We start from the raw sequence: 20,791 nt of genomic DNA, 5'->3' as shown, positions 1-20,791 counted from the left end.
ATGGAACAGCCTATGAAACAACTTTCTATAATCTAAAACGAGACAAGGTCTCTTTCAGCTCATTCGATACATTCTCAAGCTGTGTTGACAGATTAACCAGCTGACTGCTGACGCTTTGCTGCTCTGTGGAGAGAGAAGCCACCTCTTCCGAAGTTGCGGAGGATTCTTCGGCTACCGCGCTCACATTGCTCATCGCTTCCGAAAGTACATTTTGAGATTCATTCAGCTCATCAATCGAATGCGTGACGGAATCCAAGCGATCGATAAATTCTACCATCTGCTGTTGAACGGATACGAAGATATCGTTCGTTTCCTTAACGGCATCCATCTGACCCTTGAAGAGCGGGTTCGCATCGAGCAGTACCTGCACGGTTTCGTTCATCTCGGCCATGATGCGGTCCGTAATTTGGCTGACCATATCGATGGATTGCCTGGATTGGTCTGCCAGCTGGCGGATTTCATCGGCCACGACCATGAAGCCTTTACCGGCTGCTCCGGCACGGGCCGCTTCGATCGTTGCATTCAAGGAGAGGATGTTCGTTTGCTTGGTGATGTTCTGAAGCACATCAAGCACTTTGGCAACCGAAGATGTCGTTTCCTTCAAGCCATCAACCTTATGCATCATCGAGCGGGTCATATCCTCGGTCTGATGGGTCTTATCCAGCAAGTCGCTCAAATGCTTTGTTCCCAGCTCACTGGAGCTTTCTACGTGACGGGCCGATTTGCCCATCTCTTCGTTAGCCGTAACAACGATTTGCATCTGCTTCGAGATGTTGTTGGTCAGATCGCTGCCGCGCTCTGCTTCAACTGCCAGACTGCTGGCTCCGTTCGCAATTTCCTCGGTAGCCACGGCAATTTCTTTGGCCGAAATCGCAGTCTTCTTCGAGGCATCGCTTAATTCGGCAGCCGTTCGAAGCACTTCCTGGGCGGTATTGCTCGTTTGCTGCACGAGTCCGGTAATCTGCTCCATCATATCGTTGAAGCTGGCCGAGAGCTGACCGATTTCGTCCTGGCTCTTATGGTCTGTACGAACATTCAAATTCCCTTTAGCGCCTTCCTTCATCAGCAGGTTCAGCTTGCCTATCGGACGGGCAATCATCCTTACCATCCAAATCCCGATCAGAATGGCAAAAATAACGTCGATCGCAGCCACGATCAGCGTGATGACCAGTATGCTGGAGGCATCCTTCGTGAGCTCGCTGGTTTGGACAGAACCTACGAGCTTCCAATCGTTCGTGCTCAGCGTATTGTAAACCGCCAGTACATTTCTTCCTTCCTCATCCTTCGTTCTTACGTCATCCGTTTTGGTGTCGGCCGGAAACTCTTTCGCAAACGTCCAAGCAGTTTCCGAACCCACGATGGAGGAATCGCTGGAGGAAACAACGATGCCTTCCGGACTGATCAATTGCAGTTGACCGTTCTCGCCAAGGTTAATTCCCTTCAGCTGGGCATCCAGCACCGAGGCGTTCAGTTCAAACATGACGACATACGTAGACGTCAGGTCGTTCATGGAACCCAAGGAGCGGGCAATCGTAAAATACGGAGCACCGCTGTTCTGCATCGTTGGCAGCCACATAATCTTCTTGTCGCCTTCCTTCAGTTCGGCATACCAGCTTTGCTCAAGGACGGTTTTGGAGGATTCCGAGGATTGTCCTGCGGATATGATCTTCTCTCCCTTGGAAGGGATCAAATAAATGGCTCTGATGGCCGAGTCCGACGTAATCTGATTGGATAGTTTATCGCGGATGGTCCGCTCCACCGTAAACGCATCGTACTCGCTTAACTTCTTATCCGTGTACTCGGACAACAACTTCTGCAATTCAATGTCATAGAAGATTTGTCTGCCGGCATTCTCGTACTTATCCAGAATGATGTCGATTTTCTCGGAGGTTTGGATAATCGTCTGCTGATTGCCGTTTGCAGCATTCTTCTCAATCGTGTCCTTTGCCTTGTTGTAAGACAGATACCCCAGGACGATCACAAAAAATACAATGGCTGACAAAAAGATCAGGAACAACCGGATGCCGACGGATTTTGCCGGGTTCATCGGCATGCGGCTTATGGCCGTTCCCATGTTGGAAACGAACGACTTGGCAGTATGTATCCCTGATGATGCCGAAGGCGTTTTCTTTTTCTCTTTGTTTCCCCCGGGCTTCTTGTCCTTTTTCGGTTTCTTATCATGCTGCTCAACTTCTGACATTAGCTGTTCACCTACCACAATCATATTATTAATACGTCGGTCCAATCCCCTGAAACGTATTCGTTACTCTTTATTTCGACAATTGGGGGTGTTTTCCTTTGGGTTTTCGCAAAAAAATAATTCTTAAATCCTAATTTTTTTGTAAACTAAAAGAATCCAAGGTCCATCCACAGACCCGGATTCTCAATTGTGTAGTTCTTAAGAACCATATTTTATTATCCTTTGCGTTTTCGCATCATATCAAAATGACGCACCGGCTGATCCACCTTCATGCGAATGAGCTGAAGGGGATGGCGAGCTGCATCCAGTTCGCTTCCATTCTCATCCTGGATAGGCCCTACCGTCTGCTTAAAGAAGGTCCCTTCCGGCCCGAAAAATTCGATTTGATCCCCCGGCTTAAAGTGGTTCCGCTGCTGGATGACGGCCGTTCCCGAATGTTCGTCATATTCCATCACCAATCCGGCGAAATCATAAGGCACCGCCTTCTCTTCCGGTTCATAAATATGATCCTCATGGTCCGGCGTATCATAGAAAAATCCAGTATTCAGCGGTCGGTTGGCCGCTTTATTAATTTCCTCGATCCATTCCGGCTTCAATACATAATGGTCAGGGTCGGCCATGTAAGAATCAATCGCCTGTCTATACACATTGACCACGGTCGCAACGTAATGGATCGATTTCATCCGTCCCTCAATCTTGAAGCTGTCGATTCCGACCTCGATCAGATCCGGAATATGCTCCAACATGCAGAGATCCTTCGACCCCATCGTAAACTGATTATCTTCCGGCTGGAACAGCGGGATCTGGGTAACGCCCGGTTTGAACGGGGATGGAGCAGGGGCAGGCTGTTCCATCAGCTGCTGCTCTTCCGACACCCAATGTCCCTGCTCTTCTCGTCCATCCTCGAACAAATCATATTTCCAACGGCAGGATTGGCAGCATCCGCCCCGGTTGGAATCACGGTCCGTAAAATGGTTGGACAATACGCAGCGACCGGAGAACGAGGAGCACATTGCTCCATGGATAAAGGCTTCGATCTCAATGTCAACATGCTCTTTAATCGCTGCGATTTCCTCCAGGCTTGCCTCCCGTCCCAGTACGACCCGCGGCAATCCTTCGTCCTTCCAGAATTTCACGGCCTGCCAATTGAGCGTGGACTGCTGTGTGCTCAGATGTACTTCAAGTTTAGGCGCAGCGCGCTTGGCAACCTCGATAATCGCCGGATCGGCAGCGATGATCGCTGCAATGCCTGCTTCTTCCAGGCTTCGCAGGTAGGATTCGATGCCTTCGATGTCCTCGTTATGCGCATAAATGTTGGTGGCCACAAACACCTTCGCGCCGTATTTCTTGGCGAATTCCACGCCTTCTTTCATTTCTTCGAAGCTGAAGTTGTCCGCATTCGAACGAAGGCCGTATTTCTGCCCTCCGATATATACCGCATCGGCACCATAATGCACCGCAAATTTCAGTTTTTCCAAATTACCGGCCGGGGCGAGCAATTCCGGCTTGTCCAGGCGATAGCGTTTGCCTTTGTATTTTGGCTGTGCCATTGCTTCCATGCTGTCCACTCCTTAATAAACTTGTTCCTTGTAGAAAAATCCAAACGACAATTCGCGTTCCGGATCCTGAATCGCGCGGATTCCGTCCATCCACTCTTCCTGAAATGCATAAGCTGAAGCGTCTGCAGCATAGAGATCGATCGCTTTACGATACGTTCGAATTACAACCTCATTGTAATGGCGCGGCTTCAGCAGTGTTTCCACCTTAAAGCTGTCCACGCCTGCTGCCATCAGCAGATGCAGATCCTCCAGAATGCAGATATCCTCCGAACTCATGATATGGGTGCCATTGATATCCTCATAGATCGGATACTTCTCGTCCTGGCGTTCGGCCTCGATGAGAAACAGGCCTCGCTCTTTGCCCAGGCTGCCGTCATTGACCGGTCTGCCCTGCTGCTGCATGTAACTGTTCACCAGGCGCCGCTTGGAGTGATAGATGTTGGTCATGCCGTGGACCTGGACCTGCGCTTCCAGCTGAAGCTGCGGCTTCATGTCCGTGACTTCGTCCATATTCAATTCACGCGCCAGAATAACCCGGGAGGCGCCTTTGCTTCCCCAGTAATTGGCCGTTGAATAGTTGGTGGCGGTCATTTCCGCATTCCAGTGGAGCTTTACCTGCGGAGCCAAGTCTTTTACGGTGGTTAGCACCGAGGGATCGTTAAATTCCACCGCATCCACTCCGATGTCTCCGACCGCTTTAACATAAGCGGGAAGCTCCGGCAGCAAATCATTGGTCATTAAGTTGTTCAAGCTTACGTACACTTTGCTCCCTTGCCCGTGAGCAAGCTGCACGACTTGCGCAATTTCGTCCAGGGTCAAACTGCCGGGCAATCTCATGCCGAAGCGGTCTTCGCCGACAAGCAGCGCATCGGCTCCGGCTTCCAAGTAAGCAGCAGCATCGGCCACGGAGCCGGCTGCCGCCAATAATTCAGGTTTGATACTCATGATGATTTCCTCCCTATTAGAGGTTGTTCAACAAGCCTCTTTCATGCCGTAGTATTGAGGCGTGGCCTGCCTGCCGCAATCGGACTTACTGAACACGTCATATTATTGTTGTGCCATCTTTTTGCTGGCCTCGATGTTTTTTAAATGCTCTTTGTACGTTTTGGCAAAGAGATGCTCCTGCGTACCGTCCTTCTTCGTCACATAGAACAAATAATCGGATTTCTCCGGGTTCAGGGCTGCCTGAATGGATTCCAGGCTCGGGCTCGAGATAGGCCCCGGCGGAAGTCCCTTTTGACGATAAGTGTTATACGGGCTCTCGACCTCCAGGTCGGCGTAAAGCAGCCGCTCCTTCGGCTTATCTAACAGATATTGAACGGTCGCATCGATTTCAAGCCTCATATCCTCGTCCAGCCGGTTATAAATCACGCCGGCTACCAGGGCTCGCTCCTGGTCCGCAACCACTTCCCGCTCCACCAGCGAAGCGATGGTCATGAGCTCATGGAACGTCACGCCTCGCGCCTCCAGCTGGCTCTCCCAATCCGGAATTTCAGCCAAACGCTTCTCGGTTTCCTTCAGCATGGTCTCTGCGATCCCTTTTGCCGTTAGATCCTTCTTCGGCAGTTCATAGGTCGCCGGGAATAAGTAGCCCTCCAGATGATGCCTCAGATTTGCTTCTGCGGGAATCTCTTCCGCTATGGGCACATTCCAGCCGGATGGCTGGTCCACAACCTCCAGGAACTCCTTCTCGTCGATGCCGCTCTCGCGAGCGATGGTTTCCGCCATCTGAAGGATCGTATATCCCTCGGGGATCGTGAAACGGACCATTTCCTCAGGCTTCACTTCGCCGTTGTTCATCTTGGATAACAGCTCCTGGAAGGGAGTGCCCGGCGTTGCTTCATAGGTGCCCGCCATGAGACGGCTGCCTTCGCCGCTAAGCTTCAGATAACCTTTAAGTATGAGAGCATTTTTGATCAGTCCCTTTTCCTCAAGCAGATCGGCGATAGAGGATGTGCTCATGCCGGACTCCACGGTGAATTCGACGGGAGTTTCCGAGCTCTGAACGGGTTGCAAACCATTCCATACGTAGAATACGGCCCCGCCTGCAATGAGGATCAGAACCAATGCTGCTATTGCCAGTTTCTTCAATCTACTCATCCCTTCACACCAAAAGGGGCGGACAGCTCCGCCCCTTCCTGAACTTTCATTTGAAAATTAAGCATGTGCTCCTGCAGGAGAGAGCTTAGTCCTCGTCTCCCTCGGGAAACGTCAGCTCATCGTAGAGCTCGGACACATTCTCCCATTCCTCGTCGTCATCAATGGTGGCCAGCTCCAATCCGCCATCCGCATTCTTCACGATCCGGAGAACCTCGTACTCCTCATCGGTGCGGTCCGGCTGAACCAGAATGGCATACCCTTGACCATCCACTTCAAATTCGGCGGCAATATCATAAACCTCGAGATGGCCTTTATCGTCCTCAAGCTCAACACTCTCACCGAATGCTTCCTTAAGGGCTTGGGTCCATACGATATTCTCAACCGAAAAATCAGACATCATTCGTCTCTCCCGTCCAGCTCTTCCACGAGCGTATTGAAGGTTTCTTCAACAATGGCCCATTCTTCATCGTCTTCGATCATAAACAGTTTCAGGTCTTCTCCGTCTTCCTCATAACGGAAGGCGTAAACCTCGTCGGTCTCTTCTTCTGCAGACTCCCTTGGTACGACCATCATATATTTGGCATCCGAGCCATCCACTTCGAATTTCATGATGACTTCGAATTCTTCCTCGTTGCCTTCATCGTCGGGAATATAAATAATTTCCGGTTCTTCTTCCATACCAATATGCTCATTAGCCATTGTAATCACCCTCACCTTTACCTTTTAGAATCCAAGTAGTTTTGCAAAATCAAGCTTGCCGCCATTTTATCTACAACCTGTTTTCGCTTCTTTCGGCTGACATCGGCTTCAAGCAATGTCCTTTCAGCGGATACTGTTGATAGCCGTTCATCCCAAAGGTGAACGGGTAAGGATAGGGACTCTCGCAACGTGTTTGCGAATTCCATGCAGATTTCGCCCCGCGGACCAATCGTGCCGTTCATATTCTTAGGCAGGCCGACCACAATCTCGCCGACCTCGTTGTCTTTGACGAGTGCGGCAATTCTGTCCAGCTCGCCTTCGTCGCGGCGGCGTTCGATAACTTCAACCCCTTGGGCCGTCCATCCGAACGCGTCGCTGATGGCAACACCGATTCTGCGGTCCCCGTAATCTAATCCCATGATCTTCTTCATCCCTGTGTGCTCCTAACGGTGACTGGCTAAGTAGAACCGGACCAGTTCTTCAATCAATTCATCTCGCTCTTTTTTCCGGATCAAACTTCTGGCATTATTGTGCCGAGGTATATAAGCGGGATCCCCGGACAAAAGATACCCTACGATTTGGTTAATCGGATTGTACTCCTTCTCTACCAGCGAATCGTATACCGAAAGTAGAATGTCCTGGGCGGAAGCCTCCTTTTCATCACCTTTTACATTGAACTTGACTGTCTTATCCATGGAGTCCATGTGTGACACACCTCGCTTCTTCAAAGAACATGTTTACCATGCTTCGTCGAATAAATATTTACCAGCTTGATCTAGTTATATCATAACATAATCCTAAGTCTCTACGGAAATCCAAAGCGAAATATTTAGAGAGTGTTCCAAAAAATTCGGGATTGTGTACAGCAAATGCCGCTTCCCGCTTACGGTCGCCTGCCGTACACAATCCGGACAAATCATGTTTACACGCCCCGGGCTACGAGGTCCTCCGCATGCTGCAGCGCCTGGGCAAGCTTGGAAGCATCCTTGCCCCCGGCTTGGGCCATATCCGGACGGCCTCCGCCGCCCCCGCCGCATACCGATGCGACTTCCTTAACCAGCTTGCCGGCATGATAGCCCTGCTTCACGAGCTCCTGCGGAACCGCTACGACGAAATTCACCTTGTCGCCTGCTTTGGAGCCGAGCACAAGAATGGTCTCGGGCAGCTTGCCCTTCAATTCGTCAGCGATGCCGCGGAGTCCGTCCATGCTGCCGGCCTGTACTTCGGCTGCCAGCAGCGACGTGTTTCCGACCTGCTTCACTTTGTCGGTCAGCTGGCTGGCTTCAATGGCTCCCAGCTTCCCTTGCAGGGACTCGTTCTCCCGGGCCAGATCCTTCACCTGTTGGTTCAGGCCTTCGATCCGCTTCGGCACGTCCGCAAGATTGCTCTTCAGCAAGCCGGCAGCCTGCTTGAGCAGGTCCATTTGGCCCTCCAGATGCTCATAAGCGTAACGTCCCGTTACGGCTTCAATGCGGCGAACGCCGGAGCCGATGCCGCTCTCGCCAAGCAGCTTGAAGATTCCGATCTGGGACGTGTTGTCCACATGGCATCCGCCGCACAGCTCGATGCTGTAATCCCCGACCTGAACGACACGGACGATATCGCCGTATTTCTCGCCGAACAAGGCCATGGCGCCCATCGCCTTCGCTTCATCAATGGCCTTGCGCTCGATAACGACCGGAACGCTCTTCCATACCTGTTCATTCACGCGGCGCTCAATATCGGCCAGTTCCTCCTGCGTAATGCTGCCGAAGTGGGAGAAGTCGAAGCGCAGACGCTGCGGTTCAACAAGGGAACCTGCCTGATTGACATGTTCGCCAAGCACTTCCTTCAACGCTTTATGCAAAAGATGAGTCGCTGTATGGTTCTTGACGATGTCATTGCGCATGGCTGAGTCGACCTGCGCCTTGACCGTATCGCCCACTTTGAGCTCGCCGAGCTCGACGGTTACGAAATGCACATGCTGTCCATGCGGAGCCTTGAAGAGGCCTTCCACTCGGGCACGCACGGATCCGCCTTCCAACATCCCCTGATCGCTGACCTGGCCGCCGCTTTCCGCATAGAACGGGGTAACGTCCAGAATGACCTGACAGGTCTCGCCTTCACTGACGCTGTCCGCAAAGCTGTCACCGGACACAATGGCGAGCACTTTCGCCTCGCTGACGGTGTCATTATATCCAACAAATTCACTTTTAACCGTATAATCGGAAAGAACGCCGCCTTGGACCTTCATGCTTTCCGTTTCATGACGGGCTGCGCGCGCACGGTCACGCTGTTCCTTCATCGCGGCATCAAAGCCCTCGCGGTCCACGGTCAATCCGTGTTCGGACGCATAATCCTCCGTTAAATCAAACGGGAAGCCGTACGTATCATACAATTTGAACGCGTCGTTGCCGCTGATGACGGATTTGCCCTGCTTCTTCGCTTCGGCGCTGACGTCAGCCAGGATGTTCAAGCCGTCCGAGAGCGTTTTATGGAACTGTTCCTCTTCCGTCGCAATGACCTTCTCGATAAAGGCGCGCTTCTCAACGACCTCTGGGTAGTATACTCCCATAATATCGCCTACGGTTCCGGTCAAAGTATACATGAACGGTTTGTCCAGTCCGAGCACCTTTCCGTAACGAACCGCGCGGCGGAGCAAACGACGGATGACATAGCCGCGGCCTTCGTTGGAAGGCAGCACGCCATCGCCTACCGCGAATGCAACCGTTCGGATGTGGTCTGCAATGACTTTCAAAGCGATATCGTATTCCGTCTTCTCGTTGTATTTTACGCCGGCAAGTTCTGCCGTCTTCTGAATGATCGGCTGGAACAGGTCGGTATCGAAATTGGAAGCCACGTTTTGCAGAATGGAAGCAAAGCGCTCCAGACCTGCGCCCGTATCGATGTTCTTGTTCGGAAGCGGTGTATAACTGCCGTCCTTGTTGTGGTTGAACTGGGAGAACACGAGGTTCCAAACTTCAAGCCAGCGTTCATTCTCGCCGCCGGGGAACATTTCGGATTCGGGTGCCTCCGTGTCGTATCCTTCGCCGCGGTCATAGAAAATCTCGGTGCAAGGTCCGCATGGTCCTTCGCCGATATCCCAGAAGTTATCCTGCAGCTTGATGATGCGCTCCTTCGGGAGACCGATTTTCTCGTTCCACAGTTTATAGGCCTCCTCGTCCTCCGGATACACGGTTACGGACAGCTTCTCCGGATCGAAGCCGATCCACTTTTTGTCCGTCAGGAATTCCCAGGCCCAGGTGATCACTTCTTCTTTAAAATAGTCGCCGATGGAGAAGTTGCCCAGCATTTCGAAGAATGTATGGTGCCGGCGGGTCTTGCCGACATTCTCGATATCGTTGGTACGAATGCATTTCTGCGAGTTGGCAATTCTCGGATTTTCCGGCTTCACGCGCCCGTCGAAGTAAGGCTTGAGCGGAGCCATGCCTGCATTAATCCAGAGCAGGGACGGGTCATTATGCGGTACAAGCGATGCACTCGGCTCAATATTGTGGCCTTTCTCTGCAAAAAACTCTAGCCATTTGGAACGGATCTCACTAGCTTTCATCTCTACACTTCCTTCAGTCGTAATATAGGGATACAATCATTTGTATCCGAACACAAAAAACGCCCCTGAATATAATTCAGGGACGAATGTTCTCGCGGTACCACCCTGGTTATCGTCCATTCATCCTCCAGCATGTCTTCCTTGGATAACGAATACGACGATCGCCTCGTAACAGCTTGATAACGGGAGCCGCCCGGTGAATTTTGAATCACACTCGAAAATTAGCATTCGGCTAGGGACGCTTCCAGGTTCTCGCAGCCAGCCGGAAATTCTCCGGGCAGGAACCTGTTCTCTGGGCAAGGTGCACAAAGCCTACTCGATTTTGTCATCGATTTTAACGGTTATAGGTTTATCATTTCAAGTATATATAGGGGGAATCCATCTGTCAATGCATGAACATGCCTGGTTATCGGCCGAAGGGGTCAACCGGATTTCTTCCTGACATAATAAGCGAAAACATGCTGCAGCAGCACTTTGATGACGGCAAAGACCGGTACGGCCAGAATCAGACCCACGGTTCCTGCCACCTGTCCGCCGACAAGGAGCGCAAATATGATCAGAAGCGGATGCATATGCAGCTTCTTGCCGACCACTTGCGGCGAGATGACATTGCTCTCCAGCGTTTGGCAGACCATATTGACCACCGCCACCAGCAGCACCATCCTCCAAGAAATCGTGGATGCCATCACAAGCGCAGGAGCCGCCCCGAGAAAGGGGCCTAGATACGGGATGATGTTAAACACCGCCACGATGCTGGCCAGCAGCAGCGCGTACGGCATGCCCACGATCATGTACCCCACGTAAGCGAGAACGCCGATGATCAAGCATACCAGAAATTGTCCGCGGACATAATTCCCGAGGGCCGTGTCGATCTCTTTCAGCAGCGTGACAATCGACTTCCGGCGGCTCCGCGGCAGATAGGATACGGCGGTTCGCTGGAACACCTCAAAATCTTTTAATATGTAGAAGATCAGGAACGGAACAATTAACACATTAAACAGGATGTTGATGGTGTTGCCGATATTGTCCATGAAATCCGAAATTCCACCGGCCAGCCTCGACTCCATCTGCAGGAACCAGCTGTTGACGCCTGTCCTTACTCCCGGGGGCAGCAGCCTGCTGTCCAGATTGGTCATCAGGCTTTGGGCGTTCATCGATAATTCAGGCAAGTGCTCGTTGAGCTCCTCCAGCTGCCGGATCAGCATCGGAATCATATTGATCAGAATGACGGCCAGCGAAGTCAGGAAGACGGCATAAATGAGCAGCACCGCAATGCTCCGCGGAACTTTGCGGTCAGAGAGCGTGCATACAATCGGATTCAACACATACGATATGATCATGGCAACCAAAAATGGCGCCAGGACGGCCTTAAGAAAGCGATAGACATCCAGAAACAGCGGGCGCAGCAGCCAGACAAAATAAAGGGAGATGAGTCCAAGCATCAACCAAACCAACAACCGAAACCATTTGTTCTCGGTCAGCTGTTCCAAACAGGCACCCTCCTTTTTTCGAAAGCTACCCTGTAGTATATGTACAAGCTTCCAGAAATAAACTAACATTTCCGCCGGCCAAAATGAAAAAGACTCCTGCTATTCAGCCGCACAGGCCTTAAGCAAGGAGTCGTTGATCTTACGCTATGTACGCGTTCTTCAGGAAGACGCGTGCATCTGAGGAAAATCCGGCTGCATGTCATCGCCGAAGAACAAATCATCCAGCGAGCTGAGCGTGCCGTCCTCTTCTACCTGGTATACGGACATTTTCTCTCCGTTAACCGTCAATTCGATAAAGCAACCCCAGCAATAAAACTGGTGGGAGCCGATTTTTCCGATATCTTTGGAACTACAGTTTGGACATTTCATCCTACCTCACCCTATCCGTTCACAGAATTAATGGCTTTTTCCAGACGCTGTTCGCTCATCGGGGGTACCATGACGGCACTCTCGCCGATAGCCATTTCCGCTGTGCAAGGCAGCCATTTGCGACCTTCGATCAAATCCGAGACAAATCCATCGGATATTTCCAACCCTAGTATTGTATTGCCCTGTTCCTGCTCAAAATAAACATCCGATATACGACCGAGCAGGACACCATCCTCTGTCAGGACCTGCATCTCTTTCAATTTGCGCTTGCCCAATAGGTACGTAAGCGGTATATCGTTGGCGCCCAATTTGCGGACAGCCTCTTGGCTCCGGATCATGACGGCATCTTCCCCGTAGGCTACGATATCTTCCCATGAGACGCTTTTCACATGAGAGGAAAACAAAGCCTTGCCTTCCAGCTCCAATCCGGTAATCAACCAGTTCTCATCTAGTATAAAATCGTGGATTTTGCCGATTTCCTTACCGTTCTCCACGTCGAATACAGCCAGTCCGATCATTTCTTGAAGTTTCATAACCGTGGACACCTCCTCATCCTTCATGGTTTGAAATCAACCGCGGTTCCCAAAAAACGCTGACCGACGGGCAATTTCCAAGGATGAAATGGACGAACGCATACCCCCTATTCCGTAGAAGGAGAAATCCCTTAACATCTATTTACGTAACCGATTAAGGATGGTTCCAATTTTTTGGGCAGTGTACTCCATTTCTTGAGTAGTATTACCCAAACCGAAACTAAAACGAATCGCGGAGCGCAAAACAGGGTCAGAAAGTTTCATTGCTAGGAGTACATGGGATATTTCCAGGGATCCCGACGTACAAGCCGAGCCGCTTGCCGCCGCAATTCCTTCCATATCGAGGTTCATCAGCATCGTCTCCGTATTGGCACCGGGAAAGCTGAGATTCAGGATGTGAGGTAGGTGATGTTCCGGGTTTCCATTGATCACAAAAGAATTCTCGCCAATCTCCTGACGAAGCCCGTCAAGGAGGGTCGATCTCAGTTCGCGATAATGCTGGATTCGCGTCTCCATATTCTGCACGGTCCATTCCACTGCCGCCGCAAAACCGGCGATTCCGGCCATATTCTCTGTTCCGGCCCGGCGCTTTTTCTCCTGCAGCCCTCCGAACAGACGGGGAGAGACGCTGAGTCCCCTGCGGACGACCAAAGCGCCTACGCCCTGCGGCCCGTTGATTTTGTGGGCGGAGAAGCTCCACATATCCACCGGCAGCTCGCGGCAGTTGATCGCCTCCGAGCCCAATGCCTGAACGGCATCGGTATGGAATACGATTCCGCGGCTCCGGCATAACTCGCCGATTTCGGCGATCGGCTGAACGGTGCCTACTTCATTGTTGCCGTACATGATGGTCACCAGCGCCGTGTTGTCCTGAATCGCGCCCGCAATGTCCTCTACAGAAACACGCCCTGTAGGGTCCACCGGGACATAGGTAACCTGGCAGCCCCGCCGTTCCAGCTCATGGCAAGTGTGGAGCACCGCATGGTGCTCCACCGCTGACGTAATCACATGTCTGCCTTCCGCGCCCAAGGACTCCAGCAGTCCCAGAACAGCCAGGTTATCGCTCTCGGTCCCGCCTGCGGTAAACACCAGCTCGTCCGAATGGCATCCTAACAAAGACGCTATTCGATCACGCGCCCCGTTCACGATCTTCTTCGCTTCCCGTCCAAAAGCATGGACGCTCGAAGCATTGCCGTATTGGCTCGTCATGACATTCATCATCCGCTCCGCAACCTCCGGATGAACCGGGGTTGATGCGGCATGATCCAAGTATACTGATTTCATCTCCGTCGTCACCCTTAAATGTAAAACATATAGTTGTCTGCAGCAGACTGTTCATGGTAATTGATCAGATAGTCCAGCGTCGTGGAATCCAGCACTTCAGCGATGCTGTCGCGGATCCGGAGCCAGAGGTCACGCTTCGCCGGATCGTCCTCTTCCGTAAAATCGACGGGCGAGATCGGCCCTTCCAGCACGCGGATGACGTCCCCTGCCGTGATGGATGCCGGGTCCCGGGAAAGGATGTATCCGCCGTATGCACCGCGGATGCTCTTAACCAAGCCCGCATTCCGCAGCGGCGCGATCAACTGCTCAAGATAATGTTCCGACAGCTGGTTCTTCTCGGCTATGCTCTTCAGCGAAGTCGGCCCTTCGCCGAACTTGGCGGCCAGCTCCATCATAATCGTTAATCCGTATCTTCCTTTTGTTGATATCTTCAAAGGTGACACCTCTTTCGGTAATTTGTATATTATGTCCATCCTGTACATGAGTTGTAGGTGGCGGGCGAGCGATAAATACGTCGTAATCCATGAGTAAAGCAGCTTATCCTGTATTTTTCTCCGTATTCCGATCATTACCCTCAGCTTATCGTAACATATCCTGGACCCCAATGGGTAATATTCCAGTTGGAAACTCGAAAAATGTTCACCCTGAGTGGACAAAATGAAACGTGTGAACCTTGTTCCAATATGTTAAAATACCTCCATGGGCACAATTCAATATGAAAATGGTGATAACGATGTCAAAAGAAAAACATAACACTCGTATCGTTGTCGGCATGTCGGGAGGAGTCGACTCCTCCGTAACAGCGCTCCTGCTCAAACAGCAGGGCTATGAAGTGATCGGCATCTTTATGAAAAACTGGGATGATACCGATGAGCTTGGCTACTGCACAGCCGAAGCGGACGCTGAAGACGTGCGCCGCGTGTGCGAGCAGCTCGACATTCCCTACTATACCGTCAATTTCGAGAAGGAATACTTCGATAAAGTATTTTCCTATTTCCTCGATGAATATAAAGCCGGGAGAACGCCGAACCCCGATGTCATGTGCAACCGCGAGATCAAATTCGGCGAATTTCTGAACAAGGCCATGGACTTGGGAGCCGACTACGTCGCTACCGGCCATTACGCCCGCGTCATCGAGGAGGACGGACAGTACCGGCTGCTGCGGGGTGTGGACAGCAACAAAGACCAAACCTACTTCCTCAATGCACTGAGCCAAGAGCAGCTTGCCAAGGCGATGTTCCCGATCGGGCATCTGCCGAAACCGGAAGTCCGCCGACTAGCTGAGGAGGCCGGGCTGTATACTGCCAAGAAAAAAGACAGCACCGGCGTTTGCTTCATCGGCGAGCGGAATTTCAAGGAGTTCCTTGGACAATACCTTCCCGCCCAATCCGGCGATATGGTGGACATTGTCACCGGTGAAGTGAAAGGCCGCCATGACGGCTTGATGTACTACACGCTGGGGCAACGCCAAGGTCTCGGGATCGGCGGATCGGGCTCCGGGGAGCCTTGGTTCGTAGCCGACAAAGATTTGACCAACAATATTTTGTACGTTGTTCAAGGCGATCATCCGAGCTTGTATTCGACCGGACTCGTTGCCTCGGGAATTAACTGGATTGCAGGACAAGACGCTATGCCCAAAGACGCCTACACCTGCACCGCCAAATTCCGCTACCGGCAGCCGGACCAGGAAGTAACGATAACCCCGCGCGAAGACGGAACCGTTCATGTCGCGTTTGCGAAGCCGCAAAAAGCGATCACGCCGGGACAAGCCGTCGTCTTCTATCAAGGGGACGAATGCCTTGGCGGGGGAACGATCGAAACGGCGGATAAAGTTCCTTATTAATCCGCTGAATGACACGCGAAGAGCACACACTTGATACGGAATGATCCGTAAAGCGTGTGCTCTTTTTTTTGCGTGCTAGCGAAGAATATACTCCACGGTCACTCCCTGCTCCATGCTGGCGGCTACATCGATGAAACGCTGATTCGAGCTGCCCCGGAAAGGAAGCGAGACATCCCTGCGCTCCAACTCGAATTTGCCGTCAACGATGACATCGCACAGCAAGGCCAACTCGCGCAGCTTCGGCTGCCTTATCAGTGCTTCGAAGGTGAACCCCGTGTAGGCCCATACGTTTTTCGCGGGACAGAGGGTCCTGAGCCTGCGTACGAATGCCGTACATTCTTCCGGGGAGAAGAAGGGGTCTCCACCGCATAAGGTCACGCCATCCAGCAAAGGGTTGTCTAGGATATCCTGCAGTATCGCCGCTGACATTTCTTCGGTAAAGGGCTCCCCCGCTTCAAAGTCCCAGGAATCCGTATTAAAACATCCGGCGCAGGCATGGCGGCAGCCGCTCACGAATAGAACCGCACGAAGTCCGGGGCCTTCGTTGATGCTTTCGGGGATGTATCCGCACACATTCACAGGTGTTTCACCCGATCCCGAACCTCGGCCTGCTTGGCCGAATTGAAGCGCTCCGTATAATTGCCCGTTAAATATCCCGTTACCCTCCGCAGCCGCTGGAAGTTTCCATCCGCCTCCAAGGCGCCGCATCCAGGGCACGCACTTCCGATAATGCCTTCGTAGTTGCATGCCGGGCACCGGTCGACGGGATGGTTAACGGAGAAATATCCGATGTTCTGCTGCAGGGCAAACTGCACGATGTCCCGGAAAGCAGCCGTATTCTGCCTTGCGTTGCCGTCCAGCTCCACATACGAAATCGCTCCGGCGTTGCACAACTCATGAAAAGGAGCTTCGGAACGGATTTTGCGGTAGGCGGCCATCGGATAGTACACGGGTATATGAAAAGAGTTCGTGTAATATTCGCGGTCAGTCACTCCCTCGATCACCCCGAAGGTCTGCCGGTCGAGCTTCGTGAATTTCCCGGATAACCCTTCTGCCGGCGTGGCAAACAGCGTGATGTTCAGGTTATACCTTTCACCGGCTGCATCGCAAAACCGGCGCATATGCCGGATGATCTCGATCCCCAGCCCGCGGCTGTTCTCATCCTCGCCGTGATGCCGTCCTGTCAACGCCTTCAGGCATTCGGCCAGCCCGATAAATCCAAGCGCCAGGGTGCCGTGCTTGATCAGCTCGCGCACCTTATCCTCAGGCGCCAGCGCCTCGCCGCCTTCCCAAACGCCCTCCCGCATCATGAAATCGGACGCTTTGGCCGGTTGGTCGGCCTGCAGCTCGTAACGGTGAATCAAGCCCTCCACCGCAATGCTCATATAATGATCCAGCTGTTGATAGAAACGGTTCAGGTCCGGCACTTCCCGCTTCCCTTGGACGATGCCATGTTCAATCCCGAGCCGGACCAAATTGATCGTATTAAAGGACAGGTTGCCCTTGCCGCTCAGGCGGTTTCGCCCAAAGCGATCCGAAATCGTGCGGGTCCTGCAGCCCATGGTGGCAATAATCGTGTCCGGTTCGCCCGGGTTATAATAGACGAGATTAAACGACGCGTCCACGTTGACGAAATTCGGGTAGAGCCTGCGGCTGGAGCACTCGACGGCTTTCAGGAACAGGTCGTAATTCGGCTCGCCTTCCGCCTGGTTGACCCCCTGCTTGCACTGGAAAATATGCTGCGGAAATATCGGCGTCTCTCCCCCGCCGAGCCCCTTCATTGTGGCATCCAGCAGGGCGTGGGAAACCAGCCTTCCTTCGGTTGACGTGCACATGCCGTAATTCAACGAAGTGAAAGGAATTTGTCCGCCGGCCCGGCTGCTCATCGTATTCAAATTATGGATCAAGGATTCCGCGGCCTGCTTTGCTTCATTCACCGTTTCATTATAGGCATAATGGTATATTCGCGGATATGTGTCCTTCAGCTGCTCATTGTCTATGTATATTTCGTGATCCTCAAGAGCTCGTTCATACGGCCGATCCTCTCCCAGCCCCGCTTCTCCGAAGTAGGCCAGCCCTTTGCGAAAATGCCGACGAAACGATTTGCCGACATACGGCGCGAGATCCCAATCGATTTTGCTGCCGGACACGCCGCCGAATTGGCTGTTCTGCTGGGATTGAAAGATGATGGCTACCAGCGCCATGGCGGTCATGATGCTCTGCGGCGGCCTGACCGATCCGTTACCGGTATTGAAGCCCTTGGCCAGCAACCGGTCGAACGGAATGAAGATGCAGTTCGTCGTTCCCAGCGCATACTGGTCCAGGTCATGAACGTATACATACCCATCCCTCACCGCTCTCGTGAGCTCTGTCGGCAGGATGAATTTGCTTGCCATCCATTTGGCGTATTCGGAGCCGATCCGGCTCATTTTTCCGCTGAAGGATTCCCCGTTCAGATTCGCGTTCTCCCGCAGCAGGTCCAAATCGGTTACCCCGATCACATCCCTGCTGATCTTATAAAGCTCTCCCCGCCGCATCCGCTCCAGATCGCGGGCCTCCCTGTAATGTTGATAGGCAGATGCTACTTCGGGATAACCCGTGCTTTGCAAATGCTCCACAACGATATCTTGAATCTCCTCCACGCTAACCTGTTCCATCCCCGCAGTGGCATGGGCAACCTCATCTCCAATCCGCAAGGAAGCATCCTTGCGGGAAACACCCTCCACCGCCATAAACGCTCTATCCACCGCCTCCACGATTCGGATCGTCTCAAATTTTACCAGGCATCCGTCTCTCTTCATGACCTTCATGAATAGGAACAACTCCTCTTCTTCATATCGTTAACACACTATATATAGTTTTGTTTCATTAATTTACATCCATATATAGTTTCGTGCTGTGATATAGGTCACGATGGTCGGTCTTTAAAATCGAATAGGGCTGCACTTACGCTTAACCCCGAAGGGGATAGTGCCCAACAGAAAAAAGGCACTCGAGTGATCCATTGATCACATCGGGTACCTTCTTGTTTAGCCTCAGCAGGATTAACTTTCTGCAGGCGGCATCGGGGTTGGTGTCGGCTTAGCATAACCTGTGCTGTATTTCTCATCGATTGCGGTCCGAATCTCCGTCAGGCTCTTGCCCTCGCTGCTCATTTTGGCAGATTCCACGGCAATGTCCAGGCACACCCCGCAACGGGTGCCATGATCGTCCCATACCACGGTGCCGTCCTCCTGAATCTCATCGATAAAACAGTTCAGGTTGCTCTCATGACCGGCACTTTCCCCGCAGCCGCAGTAACAAGGAATGTATTTCAGGACATCACTCACCTGCGCGGACAAAGCATAAATCGTTTGGAGCTCGCTGGTCTGGCTCTTCAAAAAGGTCGGCAGCTCATCGATCGAAGACGTCGCCTCCTGGATATCCCCGTTGGACAACTGCGTCTGATGTCCGTGCTCATGCGCCGCCTCGGCTGCCTGTCCACCTGCGACCTGCTCCTGGGCGCTTTTTCCCGAACAGCCGCTCAGCATAAGGCCGGCGGACAGCAGCAGGATGACAAACCGTTGTTTCCCTGTTCTCATCATTCATTTCCTCCATTTAATTAAGCTAGCGGCCGTAAATCCCGTTATCGCCGTACGACCCTATTCTTCGCGTCGTAATCGCTGGTTGTGGGCGATCTTGGCTTCGTTCCCCTGCTCCGTGGCCTGATAGAACACCCGGCGGGAGAGCTCCTTCGGCAAATACTCCTGCTTCACGTAATGGCCCGGATAATCGTGCGGGTACTTGTAGCCGACATGTCCCAGCTTAACCGCCCCCGAGTAATGCGCATCGCGCAGATGCAGCGGAACCTCCGCCGATTTCACTTCATCCATGGCGGACATCGCGCGGGATATGGCGGATACAACGCCATCGGATTTCGGGCTCTCCACGGCGAACAGGATCGCCTGAGCGATGTTCAGCTTGGCTTCCGGCCAGCCGTTGTTCCGGTAGGCATCCAATGCGCTTACCGCCTGCACCATGGCTTGGGGATTGGCAAGCCCGATATCCTCGCTGCTGGCAGCAATCAGGCGGCGGATGAACACCATCGGGTCCATGCCGAGCTTTTCGACCGCATACAAAAACCAGAACAGCGCCGCATCGCTGGAGCCCCGAATGCTCTTGTGAAAGGCGGACAGCACATCGTACTGCGTGGACTCGTCCGCACGCACGGTAGGTCGGCGAATCGATTCCTCGGCCACCTCGAGCGTAATATGAACCGTACCGGTGGAATCCGGAGGCGTCGTCATCGCTGCCAGCTCCAGCGCATTGAGTGCACGCCGGATATCCCCGTTCGCCATGGCTGCAATGTGCTCCAGCGCTTCCTCATCTGCCTTGAGATCCATGAATCCAAGACCCTTGTCTTGATCGATCAGCGCGCGCCGCATCGCAATCATGGAATGGTCCTTGGTCAGCGGCTGAAGCTGAAACAAGGTGGAGCGGCTCATTAAAGCTCCGTTGACGTAATGAAAGGGGTTCTCGGTCGTCGCGCCGATAAATATGATCGTGCCGTTCTCCACGGCAGGCAGCAGCGCATCCTGTCTGGAGCTGTTGAACCGGTGCACCTCATCCAAAAACAGGATTGTTTTGGTGCCGTACAGGCTGCGGTTGCTCTGGGCTTGTTCAATGACTTCCCTAACGTCCTTGACCGTGGCTTCCACCGCGTTCAGCCGAACGAAATGCCCTTTCGTTTGCTGGGAAATGATATGCGCAAGCGTTGTTTTGCCGCAACCAGGCGGGCCGTACAATAAAATCGACGAAACCTGGTCCGCCTCTATGGCCCGCCGGAGCAGTTTGCCCGGTCCGATTATATGCTCTTGTCCTATATATTCATCCAGCGACGAAGGGCGCATCCGATCGGCCAGCAGCCGGGAATTCCGGTCCCCTTCACGCCCGATACTGAATAAATCCATGACAACACTTCCTTGTCTGATATCGGTGCAAAAATAAGTCGTTTCAATCCAATCCATCACGCTCTATCATATCATATTCGCATTCGCCGTGCCTGCGCTACGGTAAGTTCCTGTCCTACGCTTCAGTCGTCCCATGGTTCGGATATTGCAGCTTATTTTGATCATATCCAACTTTTATCGGACCGGGAGCGTTTCATATAATAGGGAAACATTAG

19 protein-coding genes are annotated in these 20,791 nt (G+C 52.6%); 1 reads left to right on the top strand and 18 read right to left on the bottom strand.

Annotated elements, in window-relative coordinates; genetic code table 11:
- Nucleotides 1-25 precede the first annotated feature (25 nt).
- From GYMC10_RS08045 to cymR, 14 genes are all read right to left on the bottom strand, one after another.
- On the bottom strand, nucleotides 26-2,200 hold the full coding sequence (locus tag GYMC10_RS08045) for a methyl-accepting chemotaxis protein (RefSeq protein ID WP_009592774.1): 2,175 nt from the start codon (nucleotides 2,198-2,200) through the stop codon (nucleotides 26-28).
- A gap of 215 nt (nucleotides 2,201-2,415) precedes the next feature.
- Nucleotides 2,416-3,759, bottom strand: coding sequence for a peptidase U32 family protein (locus GYMC10_RS08040; protein ID WP_015734064.1), 1,344 nt, complete (start codon nucleotides 3,757-3,759; stop codon nucleotides 2,416-2,418).
- 12 nt (nucleotides 3,760-3,771) lie between these two features.
- Nucleotides 3,772-4,704, bottom strand: a complete 933-nt coding sequence (locus tag GYMC10_RS08035; protein WP_015734063.1) for a peptidase U32 family protein — start codon at nucleotides 4,702-4,704, stop codon at nucleotides 3,772-3,774.
- A gap of 102 nt (nucleotides 4,705-4,806) precedes the next feature.
- A complete protein-coding gene (gene mltG, locus GYMC10_RS08030; RefSeq protein ID WP_015734062.1) occupies nucleotides 4,807-5,850 on the bottom strand; it encodes an endolytic transglycosylase MltG in 1,044 nt (347 codons plus the stop codon).
- Between the two features lie 94 nt (nucleotides 5,851-5,944).
- Entirely contained in the window at nucleotides 5,945-6,256 is a 312-nt protein-coding gene (locus GYMC10_RS08025; RefSeq protein WP_175320776.1) for a DUF1292 domain-containing protein, read from the bottom strand.
- Complete coding sequence (locus tag GYMC10_RS08020) at nucleotides 6,256-6,558, bottom strand: DUF1292 domain-containing protein (protein WP_015734061.1); 303 nt, start codon at nucleotides 6,556-6,558, stop codon at nucleotides 6,256-6,258. The genes GYMC10_RS08025 and GYMC10_RS08020 overlap by 1 nt, the downstream gene beginning before the upstream one ends.
- A 17-nt stretch (nucleotides 6,559-6,575) precedes the next feature.
- Nucleotides 6,576-6,989, bottom strand: a complete 414-nt coding sequence (gene ruvX, locus GYMC10_RS08015; protein ID WP_015734060.1) for a Holliday junction resolvase RuvX — start codon at nucleotides 6,987-6,989, stop codon at nucleotides 6,576-6,578.
- Nucleotides 6,990-7,001: 12 nt separating this feature from the next.
- On the bottom strand, nucleotides 7,002-7,262 hold the full coding sequence (locus GYMC10_RS08010; protein ID WP_006208869.1) for an IreB family regulatory phosphoprotein: 261 nt from the start codon (nucleotides 7,260-7,262) through the stop codon (nucleotides 7,002-7,004).
- A 218-nt stretch (nucleotides 7,263-7,480) separates the two neighbouring features.
- A complete protein-coding gene (gene alaS / locus GYMC10_RS08005) occupies nucleotides 7,481-10,108 on the bottom strand; it encodes an alanine--tRNA ligase (RefSeq protein ID WP_015734059.1) in 2,628 nt (875 codons plus the stop codon).
- Between the two features lie 422 nt (nucleotides 10,109-10,530).
- Nucleotides 10,531-11,598, bottom strand: coding sequence for an AI-2E family transporter (locus GYMC10_RS08000; protein ID WP_009592785.1), 1,068 nt, complete (start codon nucleotides 11,596-11,598; stop codon nucleotides 10,531-10,533).
- Nucleotides 11,599-11,757: 159 nt separating this feature from the next.
- Nucleotides 11,758-11,967: a hypothetical protein gene (locus GYMC10_RS07995; RefSeq protein WP_015734058.1), complete on the bottom strand. Its 210-nt coding sequence runs from the start codon at nucleotides 11,965-11,967 to the stop codon at nucleotides 11,758-11,760.
- Nucleotides 11,968-11,978: 11 nt separating this feature from the next.
- Entirely contained in the window at nucleotides 11,979-12,500 is a 522-nt protein-coding gene (locus GYMC10_RS07990; RefSeq protein WP_009592754.1) for a PRC-barrel domain-containing protein, read from the bottom strand.
- Nucleotides 12,501-12,638: 138 nt separating this feature from the next.
- Nucleotides 12,639-13,784: a cysteine desulfurase family protein gene (locus GYMC10_RS07985; protein ID WP_015734057.1), complete on the bottom strand. Its 1,146-nt coding sequence runs from the start codon at nucleotides 13,782-13,784 to the stop codon at nucleotides 12,639-12,641.
- Between the two features lie 14 nt (nucleotides 13,785-13,798).
- Nucleotides 13,799-14,218 carry a cysteine metabolism transcriptional regulator CymR gene (cymR, locus tag GYMC10_RS07980; RefSeq protein ID WP_015734056.1) on the bottom strand — a complete coding sequence of 140 codons (420 nt, stop codon included), beginning with the start codon at nucleotides 14,216-14,218 and terminating at the stop codon, nucleotides 13,799-13,801.
- Nucleotides 14,219-14,517: 299 nt separating this feature from the next.
- Between cymR and mnmA the strand changes: the two genes are divergently transcribed.
- The gene (mnmA, locus tag GYMC10_RS07975; RefSeq protein ID WP_186326400.1) at nucleotides 14,518-15,627 is read left to right on the top strand and encodes a tRNA 2-thiouridine(34) synthase MnmA; all 1,110 of its coding nucleotides are present in this window, start codon (nucleotides 14,518-14,520) and stop codon (nucleotides 15,625-15,627) included.
- A gap of 75 nt (nucleotides 15,628-15,702) precedes the next feature.
- On the opposite strand, the gene nrdG is transcribed toward mnmA, so the two are convergent.
- From nrdG to GYMC10_RS07955, 4 genes are all read right to left on the bottom strand, one after another.
- The gene (nrdG, locus tag GYMC10_RS07970; RefSeq protein ID WP_015734054.1) at nucleotides 15,703-16,206 is read right to left on the bottom strand and encodes an anaerobic ribonucleoside-triphosphate reductase activating protein; all 504 of its coding nucleotides are present in this window, start codon (nucleotides 16,204-16,206) and stop codon (nucleotides 15,703-15,705) included.
- Nucleotides 16,203-18,437: an anaerobic ribonucleoside triphosphate reductase gene (locus GYMC10_RS07965; RefSeq protein WP_015734053.1), complete on the bottom strand. Its 2,235-nt coding sequence runs from the start codon at nucleotides 18,435-18,437 to the stop codon at nucleotides 16,203-16,205. The genes nrdG and GYMC10_RS07965 overlap by 4 nt, the downstream gene beginning before the upstream one ends.
- A gap of 234 nt (nucleotides 18,438-18,671) precedes the next feature.
- Nucleotides 18,672-19,211, bottom strand: coding sequence for a PCYCGC domain-containing protein (locus GYMC10_RS07960; RefSeq protein WP_015734052.1), 540 nt, complete (start codon nucleotides 19,209-19,211; stop codon nucleotides 18,672-18,674).
- Nucleotides 19,212-19,268: 57 nt separating this feature from the next.
- Nucleotides 19,269-20,576 carry a replication-associated recombination protein A gene (locus tag GYMC10_RS07955; protein WP_015734051.1) on the bottom strand — a complete coding sequence of 436 codons (1,308 nt, stop codon included), beginning with the start codon at nucleotides 20,574-20,576 and terminating at the stop codon, nucleotides 19,269-19,271.
- Nucleotides 20,577-20,791 lie beyond the last annotated feature (215 nt).

The organism is Paenibacillus sp. Y412MC10, from assembly GCF_000024685.1.
Taxonomy (GTDB): Bacteria; Bacillota; Bacilli; order Paenibacillales; family Paenibacillaceae; genus Paenibacillus_AQ; species Paenibacillus_AQ lautus_A.
This window is presented reverse-complemented; position numbering and strand designations above follow the sequence as displayed.